Origin of the sequence: Devosia subaequoris (assembly GCF_014197055.1) — a bacterium.
GTDB classification, from domain to species: domain Bacteria; phylum Pseudomonadota; class Alphaproteobacteria; order Rhizobiales; family Devosiaceae; genus Devosia; species Devosia subaequoris.
The window spans coordinates 210131-230033 of record NZ_JACIEW010000007.1; the positions used below are offsets into that span (position 1 = coordinate 210131).

The following is a 19903-nucleotide window of genomic DNA, read 5'->3' on the forward strand; positions in this document are numbered from 1 at the left end:
GAGCTAGTCGGTAGCACCGTCGAGATTGCCGACCATGAAGCCGTAATCGCCGCTCTGGACCAGATTGCGGGTCAAATGCTGCATGATCATTACGCCGTTCTCAAAGGGCGTTGCGATCTCTTCGAGCACGTCGAAATTGTATGGGCTCACCACGCGACCCAGCAGCTGCCCACCCTTGATGACCTCGCCATTGGCCGGGCAAAGCGGTTCAAGCCAGCCGCCCTGGCTGGGCCGGATGCCAGCCAGTTCATTGACCACGATCTGTTTGGGCTGAGGCGCCATGTCGCCGGGGATGGCGCCCTTGAAGCGCAGCATGTTGAGCACGCCGTCGACCGTGCGGCGGATATAGGGGGTCTGGTCGAGAATGCCGCCGCCCAGTTCGATCACGGATACGGGAATATTACGCTTGTCGAGCGTGACCGACTTGGTGGTGCCGCCAAACACGGTGCCCTGCTTGTTTTCAACCGGGCGATAGAGCAGCTTGGAGCCAAAGGCACGCGACAGGCCTTCATCATTCCAGATATAGACATAATCCACTGTCGGCCGGTCGGTGCCGCTATGCAGATCGATATGCACGTCGATGACGTTGAAGAACTCTTGCGTCAGCGCATGCGCCAGCTGCTGGCTATAGGTCCCCCTGGGATTGCCCGGGAACTGGCGGTTGAGGTCGACCTTGTCGATGGTGGCGTAGCGCTCATTGACCGCGAAGGCTGAAGGATTGGCCACCGGCAGCAGCAGGATACGACCCTTGATCGGCATATCCTTGAGCAGGTTGAACAGCTCGAGAATGGCCTGCGAGCCGGTATTCTCATTGCCGTGGATCGCGGCCGAAATGCCGATGGTGGGGCCATCCTCTTCGCCCACCAGCTCGTGCATGAACAGCACGGCATCGCTGCCATCGGCATTGGTGGTGAATTTGGGCCGCAGCTGGTTGATGGACTTTACCATTCGAATTTTCCTCTAGTTGTTGGCCTTGCCGGCCTTGGATCCGCTGCGTGAGAGCTGGCGTGGATCGAGAACGTCCCTGAGCCCGTCGCCCAGAAGGTTGAAGCCGAGCACGGTGACCATGATGGTGGCGCCCGAAACGATGGACAGCCATGGCGCATCGCGCATGAACTTGGTGCCGTAGGCCAGCGTCCAGCCCCAGGTCGGGGTTGGCGGTGGCAGGCCAAAGCCCAGGAAGCTCAGGGCGGATTCCGAGATGATCGCGGTGCCCAGACCCAGCGAGGAGAGCACGATGATCGGCCCCAGCGCATTGGGCAGGATTTCCCTGAAGATGATCCGGGCCGGACTGGCGCCCAGGGCACGGGCCGCCTGCACATAGTTCTGTTCACGCAGCATCAGCGTGGTGGCGCGCACCACCCGGGCATATTCAGTCCAGGCAATGATGATGATGGCGAAGGACACGTTGAGAATACCAGGGCCAAGCACGGCCACAATGGCCAGCGCCAGAACGATGGCGGGGAAACCGAGAAAGATATCGGTGACCCGCATCAGCAACTGATCGACCCAGCCGCCGAAATAGCCGGCCACCACGCCGACCACGGTGCCGATGATGGCCGCGCAGGTGACAGAAATAATGGCAATGGTGAGCGATACGCGCGCTCCGAAGACCATCCGGGACCAGAGATCGCGGCCGAAATTATCGGTGCCCAGAATGTGCTCGGGCGTGGGCAGTGCGAAGCGGTTGCGCATATCCATCTGCTCGACGCCATGGGTTGCCACGTAGGGGGCGAAGATCGCGCATAGGATGATGGCCAGGGTGATAGCGGCACCGACCACCAGCGAGGTATTTTTGAGGGCTTTTGGCAATTGCATGGCGCTCACCCGAGCCGGATGCGCGGATCAACCGCAGCGTAGAGGAGGTCGACCACCAGATTGACCAAGGCGTAGATGATGGCGAAGGTCAAAACGATACCTTGAATGAGCGGCAGATCACGCTGGGAAATAGCCGCGATGGTCAGCTGGCCCAGACCGGGCCAGGCAAAAATGGATTCGGTCAGCACCGCGCCACCGAGCAGAGCACCGAAGCGCAGGCCGATGACACTGAGCACGGGCAGCAGGGCATTGCGCAGGGCATGGCGGATGACCACCCGGCCCTTGCGCAGGCCCTTGGCATAGGCCGTGCGCACGAAGTCCTCACGCAGCACTTCGAGCATGGACGCGCGTACCAGCCGGGAGATGATGGCCGCGGAATTGGCCGCCAGTGCCAGCGCCGGCAGCGCGATATGGGTGATGGAATCCCAGAGGACATCGGGCCGTCCGGTGACGGCGGCCCAGACCGCGGCGTGCAGCGGCTCGCCGCGCCCAATGGCGGGCAGCCACCCCAGTTGCACCGCAAACAGCAGCATCAGCAACAGACCCAGCCAATAGACCGGCATGGACACGCCCAGTTGGGCAAACAGCATGGTGGCGGTGTCGATCCACGACCCCTGCCGGATGGCGGCGATCACACCCAGTGCCAGCCCGATCAGAGTGGCCAAGACGAGCGAAACCACGGCAAGCTCGATGGTGGCCCCCAGGCGTCCGGCGATGATCTCGGCCACTGGCTGGCTCTGGAAGATCGAACGACCCATATCGCCCTGCAGCAGCTCGGCGAAATAGTCCCAAAGGCGGACATGCCAGGGATCGTTGAGCCCCAGATTGTTACGCAGATTCAAGATGGCTTCGGGTGTGGCGTCCTGGCCAAGCAGCACGGCCGCCGGATCTCCGGGGATCAGCAGCAACAGCCCGAAGGTGACCACGACCATGCCCATCGCCATGGGAATGAGCAGCAACAGGCGCCGGATTACGTAGGCGAGCATGGCATGCGCTCCCAGGCTGTGCGCGGGCCGGAGCCGACACTGCGGACCGGATATGGATGACGATGGCTGGTCATCAGGCGATCACAACGTCTTCGATTTTGCGGGGATAATGGGTCATGCTGTCAGGGCCATCGCTGGTAATCAGCACCGTGTCTGCGAGCCGATAGCCGGCAAAGTTCGGGACGAAGATAGCCGGCTCGCTCGAGGTGATCATGCCGGGCTCGAGGATGGTCTGGTCGCCCGCCTCCACCCAAGGTGGCTCGTGGAACATCACGCCCATTCCGTGCCCCACGCGGTGCAACAGGTATTCCTCCATGCCGCTATCGCGGATATAGGCCAGGGCTAGATTATCGGCGGACGCGCAGGTGTGACCGGCGACTAGCGCGGCGGTGGCCATGCGCTGGGCCTCGTATGCGACGGCGTAATGCTCGCATTGGCGCGGGCTGGGATCGCCAATGAACAGAGTGCGCTCGCTTTCGGCGGCGCGCCCACCGACACGGCAGCCCAGAGAAAGAATGATGCTTTCACCCCGCTTGACCGGATTGCCGGTGGGCATGCCGTGCGGAAAAGCCGAGCGGGCGCCCGAGTAGACCAGACCACTGGCCAGTCCCTGCACCAGCAGGAGATCGTCATGCTCGGCGTGCATGATGTTCATGGCGTGTCGCGAGACGAAGGATTCGATCTCGATTTCGCTGGGCAGAACGCCGCCCGACGCCATGGCATCGGCGATCAGGCCGACACCGGCAACCACCATGGCATCGGCAATGCGCGATGCCTCGCGGTGCAGGACGATCTCTTCAGGGTATTTGACCAGACGCATCTGCTGGACGAGGTTGGATGGGATAGCGCGTTTCGCATTAGAAAACGCGGCCTCGATCTGGCCAACCCGCGCCAGCGAAATCGCGTGGCTATAGGCCACTGTTCCGGTCAGATTTGGGAAGCTGCGCCCCAGCACCTCGAACGGATTGTCCACACCGGGAAACTCGAAATAGACGATGGGTTCGGCGGCGATGTTCTGGTGGGCGGCATGCGCTTCTTCGAGCTTGGGCATGAGAAGCCAGGCGCCATCTTGGGTGATGGCGAAGACGACGGGGCGCTCGGTGGTGTAGTGCGAAAACCCAGTTGTGTAGATGACATCGTCGTTGGTATCGAGCAGCAGAAGATCAATGCCGGCAGCGGCCATCCGGGTGCGGATATCGGCATGGACCTTGGCGTAGAAATCGTGTCCCAGGATTTGGTGAAATGCCATCTGCGCTCTCATCAACATGCGGAAAAACCGACCGGCGTCGCCAGGCGACACCGGCCGTAGTCGTCAGGACACTTAGTCAGACAAGCCGATCAGACCGCGCAGATTGCCGCGCGGGGTGGCCTCGACATCGACCGGCAGGTCCTTGTCGTAGAACATCTGATAACCCTGGGCCGAGATGATGTAATATGGCAGCTCTTCGGCCAAAATGGTCGCCGCTCCCTGATAGGCCTGGGTGCGTTCGGCTTGATCGAGCGTGGAGCGCCCGGTCTGCAGCAGTTCATCGAGCTCGGCATTGGAGTATCCACCCCAATTGGTCGGGCCGCCCGTGGTCAGCTGGGCAAACAGCAGCCGGTCCGGATCAACAATGTTGAGCCAGCCGAGCAGGGCGATCTGATGCTGACCCTTCTGCACATAATTGGTGGAGAAAGAGGGCCAGTCGGAGATCTGGGCCGTCGCCTTGACGCCGTTCATCTCAAAGATGGCCTGAAGATACTCCACCGATTGCACGCGGTTGGGGTCTTCGCTGTGGGTGGCCAGAGTGATGGCCAAATCTTCGCCATCCTTATCCAGAATGCCGTCGCCATCGCTATCGGACCAGCCCAGCTCGTTGAACAGCGCCTTGGCGCCTTCAGGATCGTAGGTAGGCTGGGAGATATCGGGCGAATAGGCCCACGAGGACGGCAAGATTAGCGAATGGGCGACCTCGTCGACGCCCTGATAGATGTCGTTGACGATGGTGTCCTGGTCTACCAGCATGGCGAATGCCCGACGCATCTTAGGATCTTCGAGCAGCGGGTCGCTGACATTGAAGTTGAGATAGGTCACGCCCAGACCGGCAGTGATGACATTGCCGAAGCGATCATCGCCTTCAAGACGCTCGATATCCTGGGGCGAAAGCGGGGACTGGATGACGTCCAGATCGCCGGCCTCGAAGGCCTGAGCACGGGCCGAATTGTCGCCGATGATCTTGAGTGTGAGCTGGTCGATTGCTGGGGCACCCTGCCAGTAATTCTCATTGGCTTCGAGAACGATCTCGCTACCGCGGTTCCAGCTGGTCAGCTTCATGGGGCCGGCGCCAATGGGGTTATTGGCCAGATCGGCACCTCCCTCAATCAGAGCCTTGGGGACGATGCCGATATCGAGATAAGTCAACAACGGCGCATATGGCGCGTCGAGCGTGAACTTGACGGTACGTTCATCGACCGCTTCGACGGCGGTAATGGGCGTATAGAGGGCGCGCGATGGGGCGCTCAACTCAGGGTCGGTCAGCGTGGTAAAGGTATAGACCACGTCCTCGGCGGTCAGCGGGCTGCCATCGGAAAAGGTTAGATCCGGTCGCAGGGTGAACACAACGGTCTGCGGATCGGGGTTTTCCCAGCTCTCGGCCAGGTCGGGTACGGCTTCGAGCGAAGGCGTGATGTGTACCAGGCCGGCGTAGATCAGATCAGCGGTGCGTGCAGCCGTAGTGTCACGAGTCAGGCGCGGATCGAGCGTGCCCGCATCGACGTCGGCGCCCACGACAATCTCGGTCATGTCCTGTGCAGCGGCGATGTGCATGGGTGCAAAACTCAGCGCGACAATGGCGCTGGTGGTCAAAAGAAAGCTTTTCATTCCCTGTTTCCTTCTTGGTCTTACGAAGCGGCGGTGAGTCGTGTGGAAAGGCGGGCCATCTCCTCTTTACCCCCCCTTTTCGACCCCTGAGCGACCCGCTGCTGGCGCAGATCTGCCAGATGCGGGGCGAAGATGTTTTCGAGAGCGCCAGGATCGGGCGCGTGACGATATTCGAAGCAGCGCACGCCGGGCCGGACCAGATCAGTGATGTGGTCGGCACCGGAGGCATAGATCACCGCGTCACAGCTGGAGAGCACCTCGCGCAGATCATCCGCGGACGACCAGGTGACGATGATGTCCGAGACGTGCGGCGCAAATTCGCGCACGCTGGGGCGCATGATGGCAATGTATTCCTGAAAGTGGGTGACAGCGGCGACACGGGCCCGCGGGTCCAGCCCAGCCAGGCTCTGGCGGGTGGCCTGCGATGGCAGGAAGCGCAGGCCGAGTACGTTTTCCTGGCCGATCATGCTGCGCACCTCGGCCTCGCGATGGGCGAAGGTGATGACCAGGTCGGCGGCGCGACAGGCTTGGCGCTGCGGGCCATCTTGGCGCAGGCTTTCAAGGGTCACCAACTGCATGGTGTCGTTGACGCTCAGGCAGGGACGGATCTGCTCGACATAGTCCCGACCGGGACCTTCGAAGATGCAGACAAAAATGGTGTTCAGGCCGATGGTGGGGCGGCGCAGTTGGGACTGGGCATTGATCATGGAGATCAGCCCCATTGTTGACACGCCTAGAGCCTCGGCGCGGCCGATAATAGCTTCGATATCATCGCGCAGCACATTGATGGGCTGATGATCGCCGACATGTGCGGGGCGGCCTGGAACGGTGAAGGCGCCCAGGCCATGGCGCATTTCCACCAGGCCCTCATCGCGCAGTTGCTGATAGACTTGGCTGACCGTCATGGGCGCAATACCCAGATCGGCCGCGAGTTGGCGTACCGATGGCAGTTTGGTGCCGTCTTTCATGCCGCCAAAAGCCAACGTGTAGCTGAGCAGGCCATGCAGCTGGGTGCCCACCGGAACGGGAAGCGACTTGTCGATGCTGCTGGCGTCGATGGGGAACATGGTGTGTTCTATCCGTTCAGTACACCCCGACCGTAGCACTGGATTTTCAACGCGCAAGCCCCTTTGTGCTTTTCTTGTCCCAGCGTTTGCCAAAGCTCCAAATCTATGCACATTTGAACGCGATAGTACCGATTTTGGGCGCCAAGGCGCGTCAGACGGTGCGGCGGCCCGGAGTCGGACAGCACAATCAGCGGTAACCACGAGCGCTACGGTGTACTAATGGAATATAGCAACTTGGGCCGTACCGGCCTCAAACTCTCCCGGCTGGCCATGGGCTGCATGACCTTTGGTTCGTCAAAATGGGCACCTTGGGTGCTTGATGAGGAGCAGTCCCGCCCGATCCTGGAAAAGGCTCTCGACCTGGGGATCAATTTCTTCGATTTGGCCGATATGTATTCGGCTGGTGAAAGCGAGCGCGTGGTGGGCCGGGTGCTGGCAGACCAGCCGCGACACAAGCTGGTGCTGGCCACCAAGCTTTACAATCCCATGAGTCAGGACCCCAATGATCGCGGCCTGTCGCGCAAGCATGTGTTCGAGGCTGTGGACGGCAGCCTCAAGCGGTTGGGTACGGACTATATCGACCTCTACCAGTTGCATCGTTTCGACTATGAGACGCCGCTGGAGGAAACGCTGGATGCGCTCAATGATGTGGTCCGAGCCGGCAAGGTGCGCTATTTGGGGGCATCCTCGATGCATGGCTGGCAGTTCATGAAGGCGCTGGGCCTGCAGCGCGCCAATGGCTGGGCACCCTTTGTCTCGATGCAGCCGCACTATAATCTGATTTACCGCGAGGAAGAGCGCGAAATGCTGCCGCTGTGTCGCTCCGAAGGGATTGGCGTTATCCCTTGGAGTCCGCTGGCCCGCGGTCGCCTGGCCGGGCGCGGCGGCGATGCCGCATCAACCCGCGCTCAGACCGACAAAACCGCCAATGCGCTTTATGACCGCTCGCGGGAGCAGGACGATGCTGTGATCGCGGCGGTCCGCGGCGTGGCCGAGCGCCATGGCCGATCGCCCGCACAGATCGCCTACGCGTGGGTGGCCAGCCGGCCTGGCATTACCGCGCCAATCGTGGGCATCTCCAATCTGCATCAGTTCGATGATGCCGTTGCCGCGCTGGAGGTGACGCTGAGCGAGGAAGATGTGGCGCAGCTGGAGGCACCTTATCAGCCCAAGCCGATAGCCGGACACCAATAGGAGGGCGCGGTATGGAACTGGGTCGTGAACTTGCCGAGCTAACGGCGGGCATTGATGCGCTTTATCGCAACACGCCGCGCAGTGACGGCTTCTTGGACGAGGAAGGGCTAATCCCCGTGGCGGTGGCGCCGGTAACGCCCAAGCCGCTCGAGAACTACGACGCCGCTGCCGCAGCGCTTCAGGACCTGCGTCAGCGCGTGCCTGCGGCCGCGGAGAGCGCGCTGCGTCGCGACTATGTACTGGCCATGATCGATTCTCTATTGGCCCTAATCGACACCTTTGCGGGCAAGCCCATCAGCTTTGCCGAGCGTCTGCGGCGACAGATCGGCGTTGAAACCACGCTGATCGGCGCGGAGGTGCTGGAGGACTATCGTGTCACCATGCGCACGGCGCTCGACGAAATGGGCTTTTCTGGTGGTGCGCTCGAGGCCGATCTTGGGCGCTGGGAAGCCCAAGCGCGGGTGCCCGCCGATCAGGTGCTGGACACACTGAGCGCCCTAACGCTTGAAGCGCGCAATCGCGTTTCGGCAATGATGTATCCTATGGCGTGCGAGTGGATGGAGCCAGTGGGTGTGCGGAACGTACCGTTCTCGGCCTATTGCGACTATCCCAGCCGCAAGGTGCTGCTTAATCTTGATTTTCCCTATACCCGTTTCTCGCTTAAGCACCTCGCTACCCACGAAGTGTTTCCGGGTCATCTGGTGCATCTAGCGCTGCGCGAAAAGGCGGTTGCCGAGGGCACCATGCCGCTCGATGGTGCGCAGGTGGTCACCAGTTCAGCCAGCAGTGCGCTGTTTGAGGGTATTGCCGACAACGGCTTGTTCTTCATTGACTGGATCGAGGGGCCCGAGGATCGGCTGGGCGTGGCTCTGCAGCGGCTGCGCAGCGCCATGCGCTGTAATGCAGCCTGGATGCGCCACGAGCAGGGGCTGAGTATGGATGAGATTGTTCCGGTGATTGCCGCGGCGAGCTTTCAGGATCCAGTCGATACCAGGTCGCGACTGGCTTTTCTTGATCACGATCTGCGCGCTCCATTTGTCTATGCCTATTGGTGCGGCGAGGTGGCAGTCCATGACATTTGGACGACTATTGCGCCAGATCGCTGTGCAGAGTTTTGGCAATATCTGTATCTCAACATGCATACTCCCATGACCCTCAAGAACTACTGGACCTGAGGACTTTTCACAGGGCCAGTTGTCGTTCGCGTTCCACTGAGGATCATTCTGCATTTGAGGGTGCCAGCTTGGGAGCGGTCACACAGCCCGGCTATGGCGCTACCGAGGAATTGAGGGGCAGGGGGCACCATTCTCTCGAGGCGGCATTTGCGCTGCCTGACGAACCGCTCGTCTTATTTGTTCTCTGTAGGCTCAGAGACCGGCGTGCCGGCGCCGAGTACAACGGAGGCTACGTGCGCTGCGAGGCAGCACCCCCTTGACGCCCGCAAGGAAAAGGGAATGAATTCGGTCAGCTGCACTTAACACGTTCCGCTTAGAGGACGAGGTGCTCGAGGAGGGTTTATGAAGTCTAGGCAGGCATCGCCGACTGGCGCCCTGTTGGAGGCACGCGGTATCTCCAAATATTTTGGCGCAATCACCGCTCTGCATGACGTGAATTTCCGAGTCGCGCCGGGGGAAGTCTTGGGTGTGGTTGGAGACAACGGCGCCGGCAAGTCGACCTTGATGAAAATCCTTTCTGGGCTATTCGTGCCCAGTGAGGGGCAGTTACTGTTCAAGGAAGAACCGGTTCGTTTTTCCAGCCCAAAGGAAGCTCAGCGGCGCGGTATCGAGATGGTCTACCAGGACTTCGCGCTCGCCGGTAATCTTCCAATCTACGAGAATATTTACCTGGGGCGCGAGCCAGGCAGAAAGCTTGGGCCGTTGACCCTGGTTGATCACGCCAAGGCGAGGCGCATGGCCAGCGAGCATCTCGACCGGCTCCATATCCACGTGAAATCGGTGGATCAAAACGCGGAAGACCTCTCCGGTGGCCAGCGCCAGGCTGTGGCAATAGCGCGGGCGACCGCCTTCGACGCCAAGCTCGTCATTATGGATGAACCCACCGCCGCCTTGGCTATCAAGGAAGTTGGCAAGGTACTGGACCTAATCCGGTCTCTGAAGGAACACGGCGTTGCTGTAATCATTATCTCGCACCGGATGGACGATATCTTTTACTGCTGTGATCGAGTGATGGCGCTCTATCAGGGGTCAAACTTCGCCGAAGCCCCTCTTGATGCCACCCATCGCAACGAGGTCATCGGCTGGATCATGGGCACAAAAGGACACAGTGAGGCCTTGGCGCATGACCAACTCCACTGACAATCTAGGGGCCGGCGGGTTCAGCATGGGCAAGTTTCTCGAAAACTACGGCATTCTAATTGTTGTCTTAGCGATGATGCTGGTACTTGCAGCAATTCGGCCGGACGTTTTCCTGAGCGCGCAAAACCTCACCAATATCCTAAAACAGAATGCGAGCCTTGCGCTGCTTGCGCTGGGCATGCTCGTCGTAATCATCACGGCGGGAATTGATCTTTCCGTAGGCTCCACGATGGCGCTTTCCATGGTCACCATTGCCATTGCAAGCCGCGCCGGCGTTCCATGGCCGCTGGTGCTTTTGATCGGGCCTGCGGTTGGACTCGCGGTGGGGTGGGTCAACGGTGTCGGGCTGACCTGGCTACGACTTCCTCACCCCTTCATCATGACTTTGGGCACCCTCAATATTGCCCGGGGGCTCACCTTTCTGGTTACTGACGGCGCGCCGGTATCCGGCCTCCAACCAGAAGTGCGCTATGTTGGCCAGGCCTACTACGATTTTGGCATTCTCGCTCCGCCAGCTGGTCTGCCTGCCAGCTTGATCGTCGTTGCTATATGCGCATTCGCACTCTGGTTTTTCCTCACCCGCACCTCCATGGGCCGGCACATTTACGCCATCGGCGGCAATCCGCATGCCGCACGGGTGTCTGGCATCAATGTGGATGGCGTGCTTGTCGTCGTCTACATGATCTGTGGCTTTTTTGCCGGGCTTGCTGGCCTGTTGCTGGCGGGACGCACCGATAGCGGGTTCCCCAACGCAGGCATCGGGATCGAGCTGGATGCCATAGCTGCCGTTATCATCGGTGGAGCTTCCTTTTTTGGCGGGCGCGGCAGCGTCATGGGCGTCCTGGCTGGCGTGCTCATAATGGGAATCCTGCGAAACGGGCTAAACATCAACAATGTAAGTGCCTTCTGGCAGCAAATCCTGATCGGGCTGGTCATTATCGTGGCCGTCTATATCGACGTGCTGCGGCGAAGGGCTTCGCTTAGGCATTAAGAGCACGGCGCAATCTACGAACAAGCTGCCGGAGAAGTCTCCCGGTCGGCAGTCAAGGTAGAGGGAGACGTAAGGGAGAGTAGAATGAAAAAGTGGCTATTTGCTAGTGTGGCGCTCTTTGCCATGTCCGGTGCAACGATCTTAAGCGCGCAAGCGCAACCCTATGTGCTGGGCATGAAGGGCCCGGGCGCGGGAAATCCCTTCTGGGCCGCCGTCGAGGCCGGCGCCAAGGCCAAGGGTGAGGAACTTGGTGTCGAGGTCGTAGTGGTGGCGCCCCCGGCAGAATCTGACGTGCAGGCTCAAATCAGCCAAATGGAAGACCTCATCGCCCAGGGCGTTGCCGGCATTGCCCTGGCGCCAACCGATCCTAATGCGCTGGCCCCAGTAGTGGAAGCGGCAAGGGCCGCGGGCATCCCGGTGGTCTTTGTCGATACCCGCGGGACCAATGAAGGTGTGACCTTTATCGGCACTGACAATCAAGCCGGTGCTGAACTCGCCGCCAACTATATTTGTGACAACGTCGAATCCGGCTCCGATGTCGCAATCCTGCAGGGACTCGTCAGCCAGTCGACTGGCAAGGCTCGCGCCGACGGCTCCAAAGAGGGGCTGGAAGCGTGTGGCCTCAACGTCGTGGCCGAACAGACCGCTGAATGGGACCGCGCCAAGGGCCTTTCCGTGACAGAGACCATCCTTGCGGGCAATCCCAATATCAAGGCGATCTTTGGCTCCAACGACAACATGGCGCTGGGCGCCGTGGAAGCACTCAGAGCGGCAGCAATGCTGGATTCGGTAATGGTGGTGGGCTTTGACGCCAATCCTGATGCGGCGGCCTCGATCCTGGCCGGCGAAATGACCGCGACCATCGCACAGGCCCCAGCCAATATGGGGGGCTTTGGCATCCAGGCACTCGTGGATCTCGCGGCGGGCAAAACACTGGACGCCTGGATCGACACCGGGACGGTGCTGGTGACAAGTGAGAACGCGGCCGAATATCAATAGTAAAATTGCGTCGTACAGAAGGGAAAGCGCGCCGCGAGGGCGCTTTCCCGGGGCGCACTGCAGAACACCCAAGCCGAGGAGTTTGTCTTGACCGGCCAGTCCAAACCGCTGGTGATAAGCGTGCCCGAGCCGCGCACACTGGACCTCATTTTCACTCCCGGTCAAAAACAGGTACTATTTGATCGCTACGAGGTGGTGGAGACCGGTGCAAGTGGCGTCGCCGCTTTGCCCAACCACATCTTGGCGCGGGCCAAGTATATACTTGGACAGCCCCCTATTTCTGAGCAAACGCTGGAAAAACTGGGTCAGTTGCGCTGCGTGCTCAACGTGGAGAGCAATCTCATCGACAACATGCCTTACGAAAGACTGTTTCAGCGCGGTATCTACGTACTCACGACGGGCGCCGTCTTCGCCGAGCCTGTGGCCGAATTGGGCCTCGGTTTGGCACTGGACCTGTTTAGGGGCATCACCAATGGCGACAACGACTTCCGCCACGGTAAGGAGCGCTGGGGCGGTGAGGGAAATGCTTCGGCGCGCCTGCTGTCGGGCGCCGAAGTTGGAATCATTGGCTTCGGCGATCTTGGTCGCGCGCTCAATCGCCTGTTGAGCGGCTTCCGCGCCAAAATCAAAGTCTTCGACCCCTGGTTACCAGCCTCCCTGCTGGCCGACAACAACGTGACCCCCGCATCACTCGAGGAGGTCCTGTCTCAATCAGATGTAGTTTTTGTGGTTGCCTCGGTAACAACGGAAAATGAGGGATTTCTCGGTGGTGAAAGCTTCCGTAGCATGCGCAAAGGCGCAGCCTTCGTTCTCCTCAGCCGTGCAGACGTCGTTGATTTTGAGGCTTTGATGGCAGCCGTTGTGAAGGGCCATATTGTGGCAGCCAGCGACGTGTTTCCAGAGGAGCCTTTGGCGAGCGATCATCCAGTTCGCGAGCTTAAGGGGTTCCTGCGCTCGGCTCATCGCGCAGGCGCGCTGGACATCGCCTTCAAGCGTATGGGTGACATGGTTCTTGAGGACATGAACCTCATGGATCGCGGTCTTCCTCCCATGCGCTGCAAACGAGCCGAGCGCGAGACGGTCTCGCGCATGCGCTCCCGACCCGTCGACAAGAACTAACCTTGAGATCCGTAGCGAGTGGAAATGCGCTGGCGCGTTAATCCTGCTCCGCGTTCTCAGTACCTCCAAGTTGCGACCAGCGATTGAAGCCGATGGACAAAAGTACTGCAAAGCTGAAATGCATGCCTACCCAACTGACACGGCAAAAAACAGAATGAAAGCTTCAGATTGCGGAGAGGGAACCACCCAAGCGACAGTTGGCGTAGGCCTCATTGGCACCGGCTACATGGGCAAGTGCCACGCGCTAGCCTGGACCGGGGTTAGATCCGTGTTTGGCACCGGCCGCAGGCCAATACTCAAGCATCTGGCCGAGATCAACGCAAAGATCGCACGCCAGAAAGCCGATGAATTTGGCTTTGAGAAAGCCACCGGCGACTGGCGGGACGTCATAGCTGACCCGGCAGTCGATGTTGTTTCGATTACCACACCCAATGCCTTTCACGCCGAAATGGCAATTGCCGCACTGGAGGCCGGGAAACATGTCTGGTGCGAAAAGCCTATGGCTGTGGCGCTGGCGGACGCAGAACTGATGGCTGCAGCCGCGAAAGTATCTGGAAGGGTGGCGGTTCTGGGTTATAACTATATACAATCCCCGTTGATCCGGCACATCAGCGTCATCCTGGCAAATGACACCATCGGTGCCGTGAATCATGTCCGCCTCGAGATGGACGAAGACTTCATGGCCGATCCCCAGGCCCAGTTCTATTGGAAGAGCGAGGCCAGTTCCGGCTATGGCGCGCTAGACGACTTCGGTGTGCATCCGCTCAGCCTGTTGCAGATATTGTTTGGTCTTCCGACCAAAGTCATGGCGCTTCTAGCTAAGCCTTATGCCGCCCGCCCGACCAGGGATGGCGATACTCGCGCCGTTGAAACTTTTGATATCGCCAGTGTACTGTTCGAGGTCGGCGCAGGTATTAGCGGCGTCATGGCGCTCAACCGCGCTGCCTGGGGTCGCAAGGGGCGCATTGCGCTTCAGATTTTCGGCAGCAAGGGCGCGATCCTCTATGATCAGGAGAGAATGAACGAGCTGCAACTCTATGTAGCGGCCGACGAACCAACTCGGCAGGGGTTTCGCACAATCATCTCTGCGCCACATCATGACCCCTATGATCGATTTATCCCAGCGCCGGGTCACGGCCTGGGCTTCAACGACCTCAAGATTATTGAATGCCACGAACTACTCAACCGGATTGCCGGGCGGCCCGCGAGAGTGATTGATTTTCAGGCCGGACTAAACATTGAGCGAGTTGTTCACGCTATGGCTCAAAGCCATCTTGGACAGCGCTGGGTACACATTCCCTGCAACTAGCAAGCATACCAATTATCCGTCCTTGCGTTTCAGCCCAAAGGCATTTGGTCTGCCACCCCGTCCGGCTGCGTTTCCAAGCGCCGCGCGCGACGCTGCTTGGTAAGCGCCAAGCTGACCCCGTCTGTTTAGCCGACTAAGGCTGCGGTATTTGGCACCCTCCGATTGGTGAGGGGTGTCATGTTCTATGTCTGCGACTATGCGTGCGGATAGAAGTTTCCATCTGATCGAGGCTGTTCCGGATCGTCTGGAAGGCGCTCCGGTAGCACGCCGGCGTCGGTGGTCCGACGAGTTCAAGGCGGCGATGGTCGCTCGGAGCCTGGAGCCGGGCGCGAACGTGTCGGCGCTCGCACGCGAGATCGGGATATTGCCATCGCAGCTGTTCGGCTGGCGGTCCGAGGCCGCCGACAAGGGCAAAGTAAAGCGGGTGGGTAGGAGCGCGGCAGGCACAGGAACGGCGGATGGCACGGCGATCGAGCTTTTCGTGGATGGCATGCTGGTCCGGGTTGGGCCCGCGGTAAGTGAAGATCACCTGCGCCGTGTGCTTCGGGTCATCCGGTCCACATGATCCCCTCGGGCGTAAAGGTGTTCCTGGCCAGCCAGCCGGTAGACTTCAGAAAAGGACCCGACGGTCTTGTTGGTCTGGTTCGCGATGCCGGTGCAGATCCATTCAACGGCTCGCTCTATGTGTTCCGGGCAAAACGGGCAGATCGGATCAAGATTGTGTGGTGGGATGGCACAGGCCTGTGCCTTTACGCCAAGCGGTTGGAGAAGGCCGCGTTCTGCTGGCCGCGGATCGGGCACAGCCGCGTCCAATTAGGCCATGCCCAACTGCTGGCCCTGGTCGATGGCATGGACTGGAAACGGGTGCGTTCGGTGCCGGCAACTCGGCCGCAATCGGCTGGGTAAAAGCCTGCGGCAGACTGACTCACTGGCGCAAAAAACTGAGGCAATTCGGGGTGTTTTGTGCCATTATGTGGGCATGAACCCGGCCGATCCGCAGCAGCTTCCCGATGACGTCGACGCCCTCAAGGCGATGATCGCTGCTGCCCATGCCAGGGAGGCGTTGGCCGATCAGCAGCGCCTGGTGCTGGAGGCCGAGATCGCTGCCCATGAAGCGGCAATCGCGCAGATGAATGCGGCGAAGGTGGCCGACGCCGAAAAGATCGCTCGGTTGGAATCGATCGTTGCCATGCTCAAGCGGGCGCAGTTCGGGACACGCTCGGAGAAGCTGCGGATCGATCCGCTCGATGCCGAGCAGATGGCCTTCGTGTTCGATGAGCTGCAGACGGGTCTGGGCGAGATCCGGGCCGAACGCGACAAGCGTGCTGGAACTGCTGCCCCCCGTCCGCCGCGGCCGCGAAAGGGCTTTGCGCCGCACCTGGAACGCATCGAGCAGATCATCGAACCAGAGGTGCCGGCCGACTGTGTTGGTCTGGAGGCCGTCCGCATCGGCGAGGACGTCTCCGAGCGCCTCGATGTGACCCCCGCCAAGTTCCGCGTCATCGTCACCCGCCGCCCCAAATACGCCTACCGCCGGGCTGACGGCGAAGACCGCATCGTGCAGGCGCCGGCACCCGATCACCTGATTGCCGGCGGCATCCCCACCGAGGCGCTGCTGGCCCAGGTGGCGGTCAGCAAATATGCCGATGGCCTGCCGCTCTACCGGCAGGAGGAGATTTACGCCCGGGACGGCGTGGAACTGGACCGCTCGCTGATGGCCCAGTGGATGGGCCGGATCGGCTTTGAGCTCGAGCCGCTGGCCCAATACGTGCTGCACACCATCAAACAGGGCGAGCGCGTCTTTGCCGACGAGACCCGATTGCCGACGCTGGCGCCGGGGTCAGGGAAGGTGAAGACCGCCTGGCTGTGGGCCTATGCCCGGGATGATCGACCGTTCGGTGGATCAGGACCACCCATGGTGGCCTATCGGTTCGAGGACAGTCGGTCCGGCGATTGCGTCGCCCGGCATCTGGATGGCTATCGCGGGATCCTGCAGGTCGACGGCTATGCCGCCTATAACCGGCTGGGCAAGGATCGCGGGGCCAATGACGCCATGACTCTGGCCGGGTGCTGGGCCCATGCGCGGCGCAAGTTCTTCGACCTGCATGCCAGCGACGGCTCGCCCTTTACCGGTGCCGTGGTCAAGACCATGGCGCCGCTGTGGGCTATCGAAGAGGAGATCCGCGGTCATGGTGCCGAACTGCGCGCCAGCATCCGTGCAGAACGTTCCCGCCCCATCGTGGCTGAGCTGTTCGCCATGCTGGACCGGGAGCTGCCGCGCCTGTCGGGCAAATCCAAACTGGCTGAGATCATCCGCTACACCCTGAGCCGCCGGGCGGCCTTCGAGCGCTTCCTTGCCGATGGACGTATCGAAATCGACTCCAACATCGTCGAACGCGCAATCCGCCCGCAGACCATTACCCGCAAAAATGCGCTCTTTGCCGGCTCCGATGGTGGTGGCCGGGCCTGGGCCACAATCGCCACGCTGCTCACCACGGCCAAAATGAACGGCGTCGATCCAAATGCCTGGTTGACCCAAACACTCGAGCGCATCGCCAGCGGCTGGCCAAACAGCCAGATCGCCGACCTCATGCCATGGAACTTCAGGCCGTAACGGCCCCGGCTACGCGCTTACGCTGCTTGAGCTGTTCGGCCGCCTGATGTTCAACATTCTCGTCGGAAACACGGATGATCACGCCCGCAATCACGCCGCCTTCTGGGATGGTGATGCGCTCACCCTCACCCTGCATATGACATCTGTCCCCAGGGTGGCCCCGGTAACGAAGCAACGCAGGCATGCTGATCGTGGACGTTGACCGGATGAGCTGTATCATGAGTGCTGTCGGTGCTGCCACGTGGTTCCAGCTGTCTCGTGAACGAGCGCTTGAAATCGCTCGATTCCAGATCGAGGTGATCACGACGCGTTTTGACGACGTGTGCGATGCCGCGGGTCTGAATGAGGTTGATCGCCATCTGCTCTGGCGGCGGTAATTCCTCAACCCCGATGCCTTCGTCAGCGCGCCTGCTGAATTAATGGCGCCCGAGCTCAACAAGTAACGACAAGTAATGAGTTGTGCGGTAAAGGCGCATGAACAGGTTTGATCGATCAAAGTGACCAATCAACGTTTTCGAAGGTCCGTTTTGCGCCCCAGTTCGGTCATTCATTCCGTTCGATGCGGCTCCCGAAAGCTGCCGCTCGGCAAGAGAAACGCTTACCATCGAAGTCTGTCGCCGCGGACTTCCAGCCGATTTCTGTGCCGCCATTCTGAGGGGGCGAGGCCCGTTGCTTTCTTGAACTGTGCGGAAAAATGAAAGGCCGAATAATAGCCGAGATAGCCGGCAATGGCCTTGACCGACTTGTCTGAATTCCTGAGCAACTCATACGCGCGGCGCGTTCTTACGTCCGTCTGATATTGTTTGAGCGACGTGCCGGTATGCTCGCGGAACAGACGGCGCAGGGTGGAGCAACTCAGGCCTAGGTCGGTTGCGATTTGTTCGATATCACCGGCGGTGAAGGTGCGGTGCTGGACATGCTGGTTCAGCCCAGGCGAAACAACGCTGCGGCCCTTAAGCTCATGCACAAGCTGCTCAAGAAGCAGGGCTACGCACCTGAGGTGCTCAAGACCGATAAGCTGAAGTCCTACGCTGCTGCGAAACGGGATCTTGGACTACGAGCTCGACACGATCAGAGCCTGCGCGCCAACAACCGGCCGAGAACTCGCATCAGCCGGTGCGACGACAAGAGCGCAAGATGCAGGGCTTCGAGTCGCCCGGATCCGCCCGGCGTTTTCTTGCTTGCCACTCCGCCGGTTAGAACCCCTTCAATCTTCAGCGCCATCTCATCTCCCGTCGCACGCTGCGCCTGTTCAGAGCAGATGCCGCAAACGCATGGAAGATCGCGACGAAGGCCGCGTAACAGGAGCTTTCCGCGAGCTGAGCTTTGCCCGCGGGAGCTCGACGTGACAAAGCCGTTCCGAGCTTTTGCGCCAGGCTGTTGCCGTCCTGCTCAACTGCAGACGAGGCGCTTCTCCAGTTGTCAGCTACCCAAATTCTCGCTAATCACAGATAAGAGGTCAGACGACAGGGGAGTCATAGTGCGTAAAATTATATTGGATGTTGATACCGGTACGGACGACGCCGTGGCCATCATGTTGGCCGGGCTGCATCCCGAGCTCAACCTGGTGGCCTGCACCACCGTCAACGGCAACGTGCCCGTTGAAAACTGCAGCGATAACACGCTGCGCACCCTGGATCTGATCGGTCGCGATGACGTGCCGGTCTATGAAGGGCTGAGTCAGCCGATCGCACGGGCGGACTTCCCAGTGCCACGCGCGATCAAGAAGGACGTGCAGGTGCATATGGCCGAGCTGCCGATGCCTGCGGCCCGCTCCAAGAAGCAGGCGATGTCCGCACCTGAATTCCTGATAAAGGCGTTTGCCGGCGAACACCGCGACGCGGTTCTTGTGCCGGTCGGCCCGCTGTCCAACATTGCTGCGGCGATCAAGCTCGATCCGAACTTCGTGAACAACGTTTCCGAAGTGATGATCATGGGCGGCGCCGTCGACAAGTCCAACATTACGGAATCTGCCGAGTTCAACATCTGGGCCGACCCGGAAGCCGCGCAGGTGGTGTTCGAAGCAGGTTTCAAGAAGATCACGCTTGTGCCGCTCGACGCGACGCATCGGGCACTGGTGTCGCTTGATCAATGCGCCGCCATGCGGGCCCTTGGAACGCCAGCGGCCGATGGGGCGGCAAGTGTGATCGAACACCGCATCAAGGGCTACCAGACGTTCCAGCCGACCGGCATTGCGGCGACGGCGCCGGTGCACGACGCGCTGTGCGTCGCAGCCCTTGTGCGTCCGGAGGTGATCACCACACGGCATCTGAACTGCGTCATCGAGACCAAAGGCGAATACACGATCGGCCGCACGGTGGTGGATCACGAGTTCCGAACCAAGCGGGAGCCCAACTGCCACGTTGCGCTTGATGCTGACCGAGAGTTGTTCGTCACGATGCTGCTCGAGACATTCGGTCGTCCACACCAGTCGGTCTAGTCTATCTAGTCTACACCTTCTCAGTCCTCCCTACGGTTCCGCGTCCATCTTCCCCGATGGGCGCGGAATTGCTTTGGGGGCAAGGAGAAGAAGGTTAGGCTCCGTAAGGGATCCAGACATTCTTGACCTGCGTCGCCTTGGACAGGAAGTAATCGCCGGCAAAGCGGGGATCGGCCAGATCGTAGTAGAGA

The 19903-nt window shown here is 60.4% G+C and carries 19 protein-coding genes and 2 pseudogenes; 13 read left to right on the forward strand and 8 right to left on the reverse strand.

Annotated elements, in window-relative coordinates; translation table 11 throughout:
* Positions 1-3: 3 nt before the first annotated feature.
* The 6 genes from GGR20_RS14705 to GGR20_RS14730 all read right to left on the reverse strand — a co-directional run bounded on the left by GGR20_RS14705 (position 4) and on the right by GGR20_RS14730 (position 6731).
* Positions 4-948: a succinylglutamate desuccinylase/aspartoacylase family protein gene (locus GGR20_RS14705; RefSeq protein WP_183312125.1), complete on the reverse strand. Its 945-nt coding sequence runs from the start codon at positions 946-948 to the stop codon at positions 4-6.
* 12 nt (positions 949-960) lie between these two features.
* Complete coding sequence (locus GGR20_RS14710; RefSeq protein ID WP_183312126.1) at positions 961-1818, reverse strand: ABC transporter permease; 858 nt, start codon at positions 1816-1818, stop codon at positions 961-963.
* 5 nt (positions 1819-1823) lie between these two features.
* Entirely contained in the window at positions 1824-2804 is a 981-nt protein-coding gene (locus tag GGR20_RS14715; protein WP_183312127.1) for an ABC transporter permease, read from the reverse strand.
* Positions 2805-2877: 73 nt separating this feature from the next.
* Positions 2878-4053 (reverse strand): M24 family metallopeptidase, encoded by a 1176-nt coding sequence (locus GGR20_RS14720; RefSeq protein ID WP_183312128.1) that lies wholly within the window; start codon positions 4051-4053, stop codon positions 2878-2880.
* Positions 4054-4125: 72 nt separating this feature from the next.
* Positions 4126-5664, reverse strand: coding sequence for an ABC transporter substrate-binding protein (locus GGR20_RS14725; protein ID WP_183312129.1), 1539 nt, complete (start codon positions 5662-5664; stop codon positions 4126-4128).
* A 20-nt stretch (positions 5665-5684) separates the two neighbouring features.
* Entirely contained in the window at positions 5685-6731 is a 1047-nt protein-coding gene (locus tag GGR20_RS14730; protein WP_183312130.1) for a GntR family transcriptional regulator, read from the reverse strand.
* A 219-nt stretch (positions 6732-6950) separates the two neighbouring features.
* On the opposite strand from GGR20_RS14730, the gene GGR20_RS14735 reads away from it, so the two are divergent.
* The 11 genes and pseudogenes from GGR20_RS14735 to GGR20_RS19270 form a co-directional block, all read left to right on the forward strand.
* Positions 6951-7925 carry an aldo/keto reductase gene (locus GGR20_RS14735; protein ID WP_183312131.1) on the forward strand — a complete coding sequence of 325 codons (975 nt, stop codon included), beginning with the start codon at positions 6951-6953 and terminating at the stop codon, positions 7923-7925.
* Positions 7926-7936: 11 nt separating this feature from the next.
* A complete protein-coding gene (locus tag GGR20_RS14740; RefSeq protein WP_183312132.1) occupies positions 7937-9100 on the forward strand; it encodes a hypothetical protein in 1164 nt (387 codons plus the stop codon).
* 342 nt (positions 9101-9442) lie between these two features.
* Positions 9443-10240: an ATP-binding cassette domain-containing protein gene (locus GGR20_RS14745; RefSeq protein ID WP_183312133.1), complete on the forward strand. Its 798-nt coding sequence runs from the start codon at positions 9443-9445 to the stop codon at positions 10238-10240.
* Positions 10224-11231 carry an ABC transporter permease gene (locus GGR20_RS14750; protein ID WP_183312134.1) on the forward strand — a complete coding sequence of 336 codons (1008 nt, stop codon included), beginning with the start codon at positions 10224-10226 and terminating at the stop codon, positions 11229-11231. The genes GGR20_RS14745 and GGR20_RS14750 overlap by 17 nt, the downstream gene beginning before the upstream one ends.
* Before the next feature lie 84 nt (positions 11232-11315).
* Positions 11316-12230 (forward strand): sugar ABC transporter substrate-binding protein, encoded by a 915-nt coding sequence (locus GGR20_RS14755; protein WP_183312135.1) that lies wholly within the window; start codon positions 11316-11318, stop codon positions 12228-12230.
* Positions 12231-12317: 87 nt separating this feature from the next.
* Positions 12318-13349 (forward strand): hydroxyacid dehydrogenase, encoded by a 1032-nt coding sequence (locus tag GGR20_RS14760; protein WP_183312136.1) that lies wholly within the window; start codon positions 12318-12320, stop codon positions 13347-13349.
* A 154-nt stretch (positions 13350-13503) separates the two neighbouring features.
* Positions 13504-14658 carry a Gfo/Idh/MocA family protein gene (locus GGR20_RS14765; RefSeq protein ID WP_183312154.1) on the forward strand — a complete coding sequence of 385 codons (1155 nt, stop codon included), beginning with the start codon at positions 13504-13506 and terminating at the stop codon, positions 14656-14658.
* Positions 14659-14842: 184 nt separating this feature from the next.
* Positions 14843-15223, forward strand: a complete 381-nt coding sequence (locus GGR20_RS19005; protein WP_183312137.1) for a transposase — start codon at positions 14843-14845, stop codon at positions 15221-15223.
* Positions 15220-15564: an IS66 family insertion sequence element accessory protein TnpB gene (tnpB, locus tag GGR20_RS14775; RefSeq protein ID WP_104892794.1), complete on the forward strand. Its 345-nt coding sequence runs from the start codon at positions 15220-15222 to the stop codon at positions 15562-15564. The genes GGR20_RS19005 and tnpB overlap by 4 nt, the downstream gene beginning before the upstream one ends.
* Positions 15565-15637: 73 nt before the next feature.
* A complete protein-coding gene (gene tnpC, locus GGR20_RS14780) occupies positions 15638-17272 on the forward strand; it encodes an IS66 family transposase (protein ID WP_183312138.1) in 1635 nt (544 codons plus the stop codon).
* A 19-nt stretch (positions 17273-17291) separates the two neighbouring features.
* Positions 17292-17649: pseudogene (locus GGR20_RS19270) on the forward strand (HipA domain-containing protein); the annotation flags it as partial.
* A gap of 221 nt (positions 17650-17870) precedes the next feature.
* On the opposite strand, the gene GGR20_RS18785 reads toward GGR20_RS19270, so the two are convergent.
* Entirely contained in the window at positions 17871-18239 is a 369-nt protein-coding gene (locus tag GGR20_RS18785) for a helix-turn-helix transcriptional regulator (protein ID WP_183312139.1), read from the reverse strand.
* Between GGR20_RS18785 and GGR20_RS18790 the strand changes: the two are divergent.
* Positions 18189-18305 (forward strand): annotated as a pseudogene (locus tag GGR20_RS18790) (IS6 family transposase); the annotation flags it as partial. The gene GGR20_RS18785 and the pseudogene GGR20_RS18790 overlap by 51 nt on opposite strands.
* A 38-nt stretch (positions 18306-18343) precedes the next feature.
* Here GGR20_RS18790 and GGR20_RS18795 read toward each other — a convergent pair.
* Positions 18344-18496 (reverse strand): hypothetical protein, encoded by a 153-nt coding sequence (locus GGR20_RS18795; RefSeq protein WP_246349647.1) that lies wholly within the window; start codon positions 18494-18496, stop codon positions 18344-18346.
* Positions 18497-18767: 271 nt separating this feature from the next.
* On the opposite strand from GGR20_RS18795, the gene GGR20_RS18800 reads away from it, so the two are divergent.
* On the forward strand, positions 18768-19712 hold the full coding sequence (locus tag GGR20_RS18800) for a nucleoside hydrolase (RefSeq protein WP_246349645.1): 945 nt from the start codon (positions 18768-18770) through the stop codon (positions 19710-19712).
* Positions 19713-19903 lie beyond the last annotated feature (191 nt).

Coding starts and splice junctions, on each gene's coding strand:
- GGR20_RS14715 (WP_183312127.1), bottom strand. CDS start 2,804: ATGCTCGCCTACGTAATCCGGCGCCTGTTGCTGCTCATTCCCATGGCG.
- GGR20_RS14735 (WP_183312131.1), top strand. CDS start 6,951: ATGGAATATAGCAACTTGGGCCGTACCGGCCTCAAACTCTCCCGGCTG.
- GGR20_RS18795 (WP_246349647.1), bottom strand. CDS start 18,496: ATGGCGCTGAAGATTGAAGGGGTTCTAACCGGCGGAGTGGCAAGCAAG.
- GGR20_RS14730 (WP_183312130.1), bottom strand. CDS start 6,731: ATGTTCCCCATCGACGCCAGCAGCATCGACAAGTCGCTTCCCGTTCCG.
- GGR20_RS14740 (WP_183312132.1), top strand. CDS start 7,937: ATGGAACTGGGTCGTGAACTTGCCGAGCTAACGGCGGGCATTGATGCG.
- GGR20_RS14765 (WP_183312154.1), top strand. CDS start 13,504: ATGAAAGCTTCAGATTGCGGAGAGGGAACCACCCAAGCGACAGTTGGC.
- GGR20_RS14725 (WP_183312129.1), bottom strand. CDS start 5,664: ATGAAAAGCTTTCTTTTGACCACCAGCGCCATTGTCGCGCTGAGTTTT.
- GGR20_RS14705 (WP_183312125.1), bottom strand. CDS start 948: ATGGTAAAGTCCATCAACCAGCTGCGGCCCAAATTCACCACCAATGCC.
- GGR20_RS14745 (WP_183312133.1), top strand. CDS start 9,443: ATGAAGTCTAGGCAGGCATCGCCGACTGGCGCCCTGTTGGAGGCACGC.
- GGR20_RS14755 (WP_183312135.1), top strand. CDS start 11,316: ATGAAAAAGTGGCTATTTGCTAGTGTGGCGCTCTTTGCCATGTCCGGT.
- GGR20_RS14750 (WP_183312134.1), top strand. CDS start 10,224: ATGACCAACTCCACTGACAATCTAGGGGCCGGCGGGTTCAGCATGGGC.
- tnpB (WP_104892794.1), top strand. CDS start 15,220: ATGATCCCCTCGGGCGTAAAGGTGTTCCTGGCCAGCCAGCCGGTAGAC.
- tnpC (WP_183312138.1), top strand. CDS start 15,638: ATGAACCCGGCCGATCCGCAGCAGCTTCCCGATGACGTCGACGCCCTC.
- GGR20_RS14710 (WP_183312126.1), bottom strand. CDS start 1,818: ATGCAATTGCCAAAAGCCCTCAAAAATACCTCGCTGGTGGTCGGTGCC.
- GGR20_RS19005 (WP_183312137.1), top strand. CDS start 14,843: ATGTCTGCGACTATGCGTGCGGATAGAAGTTTCCATCTGATCGAGGCT.
- GGR20_RS14720 (WP_183312128.1), bottom strand. CDS start 4,053: ATGGCATTTCACCAAATCCTGGGACACGATTTCTACGCCAAGGTCCAT.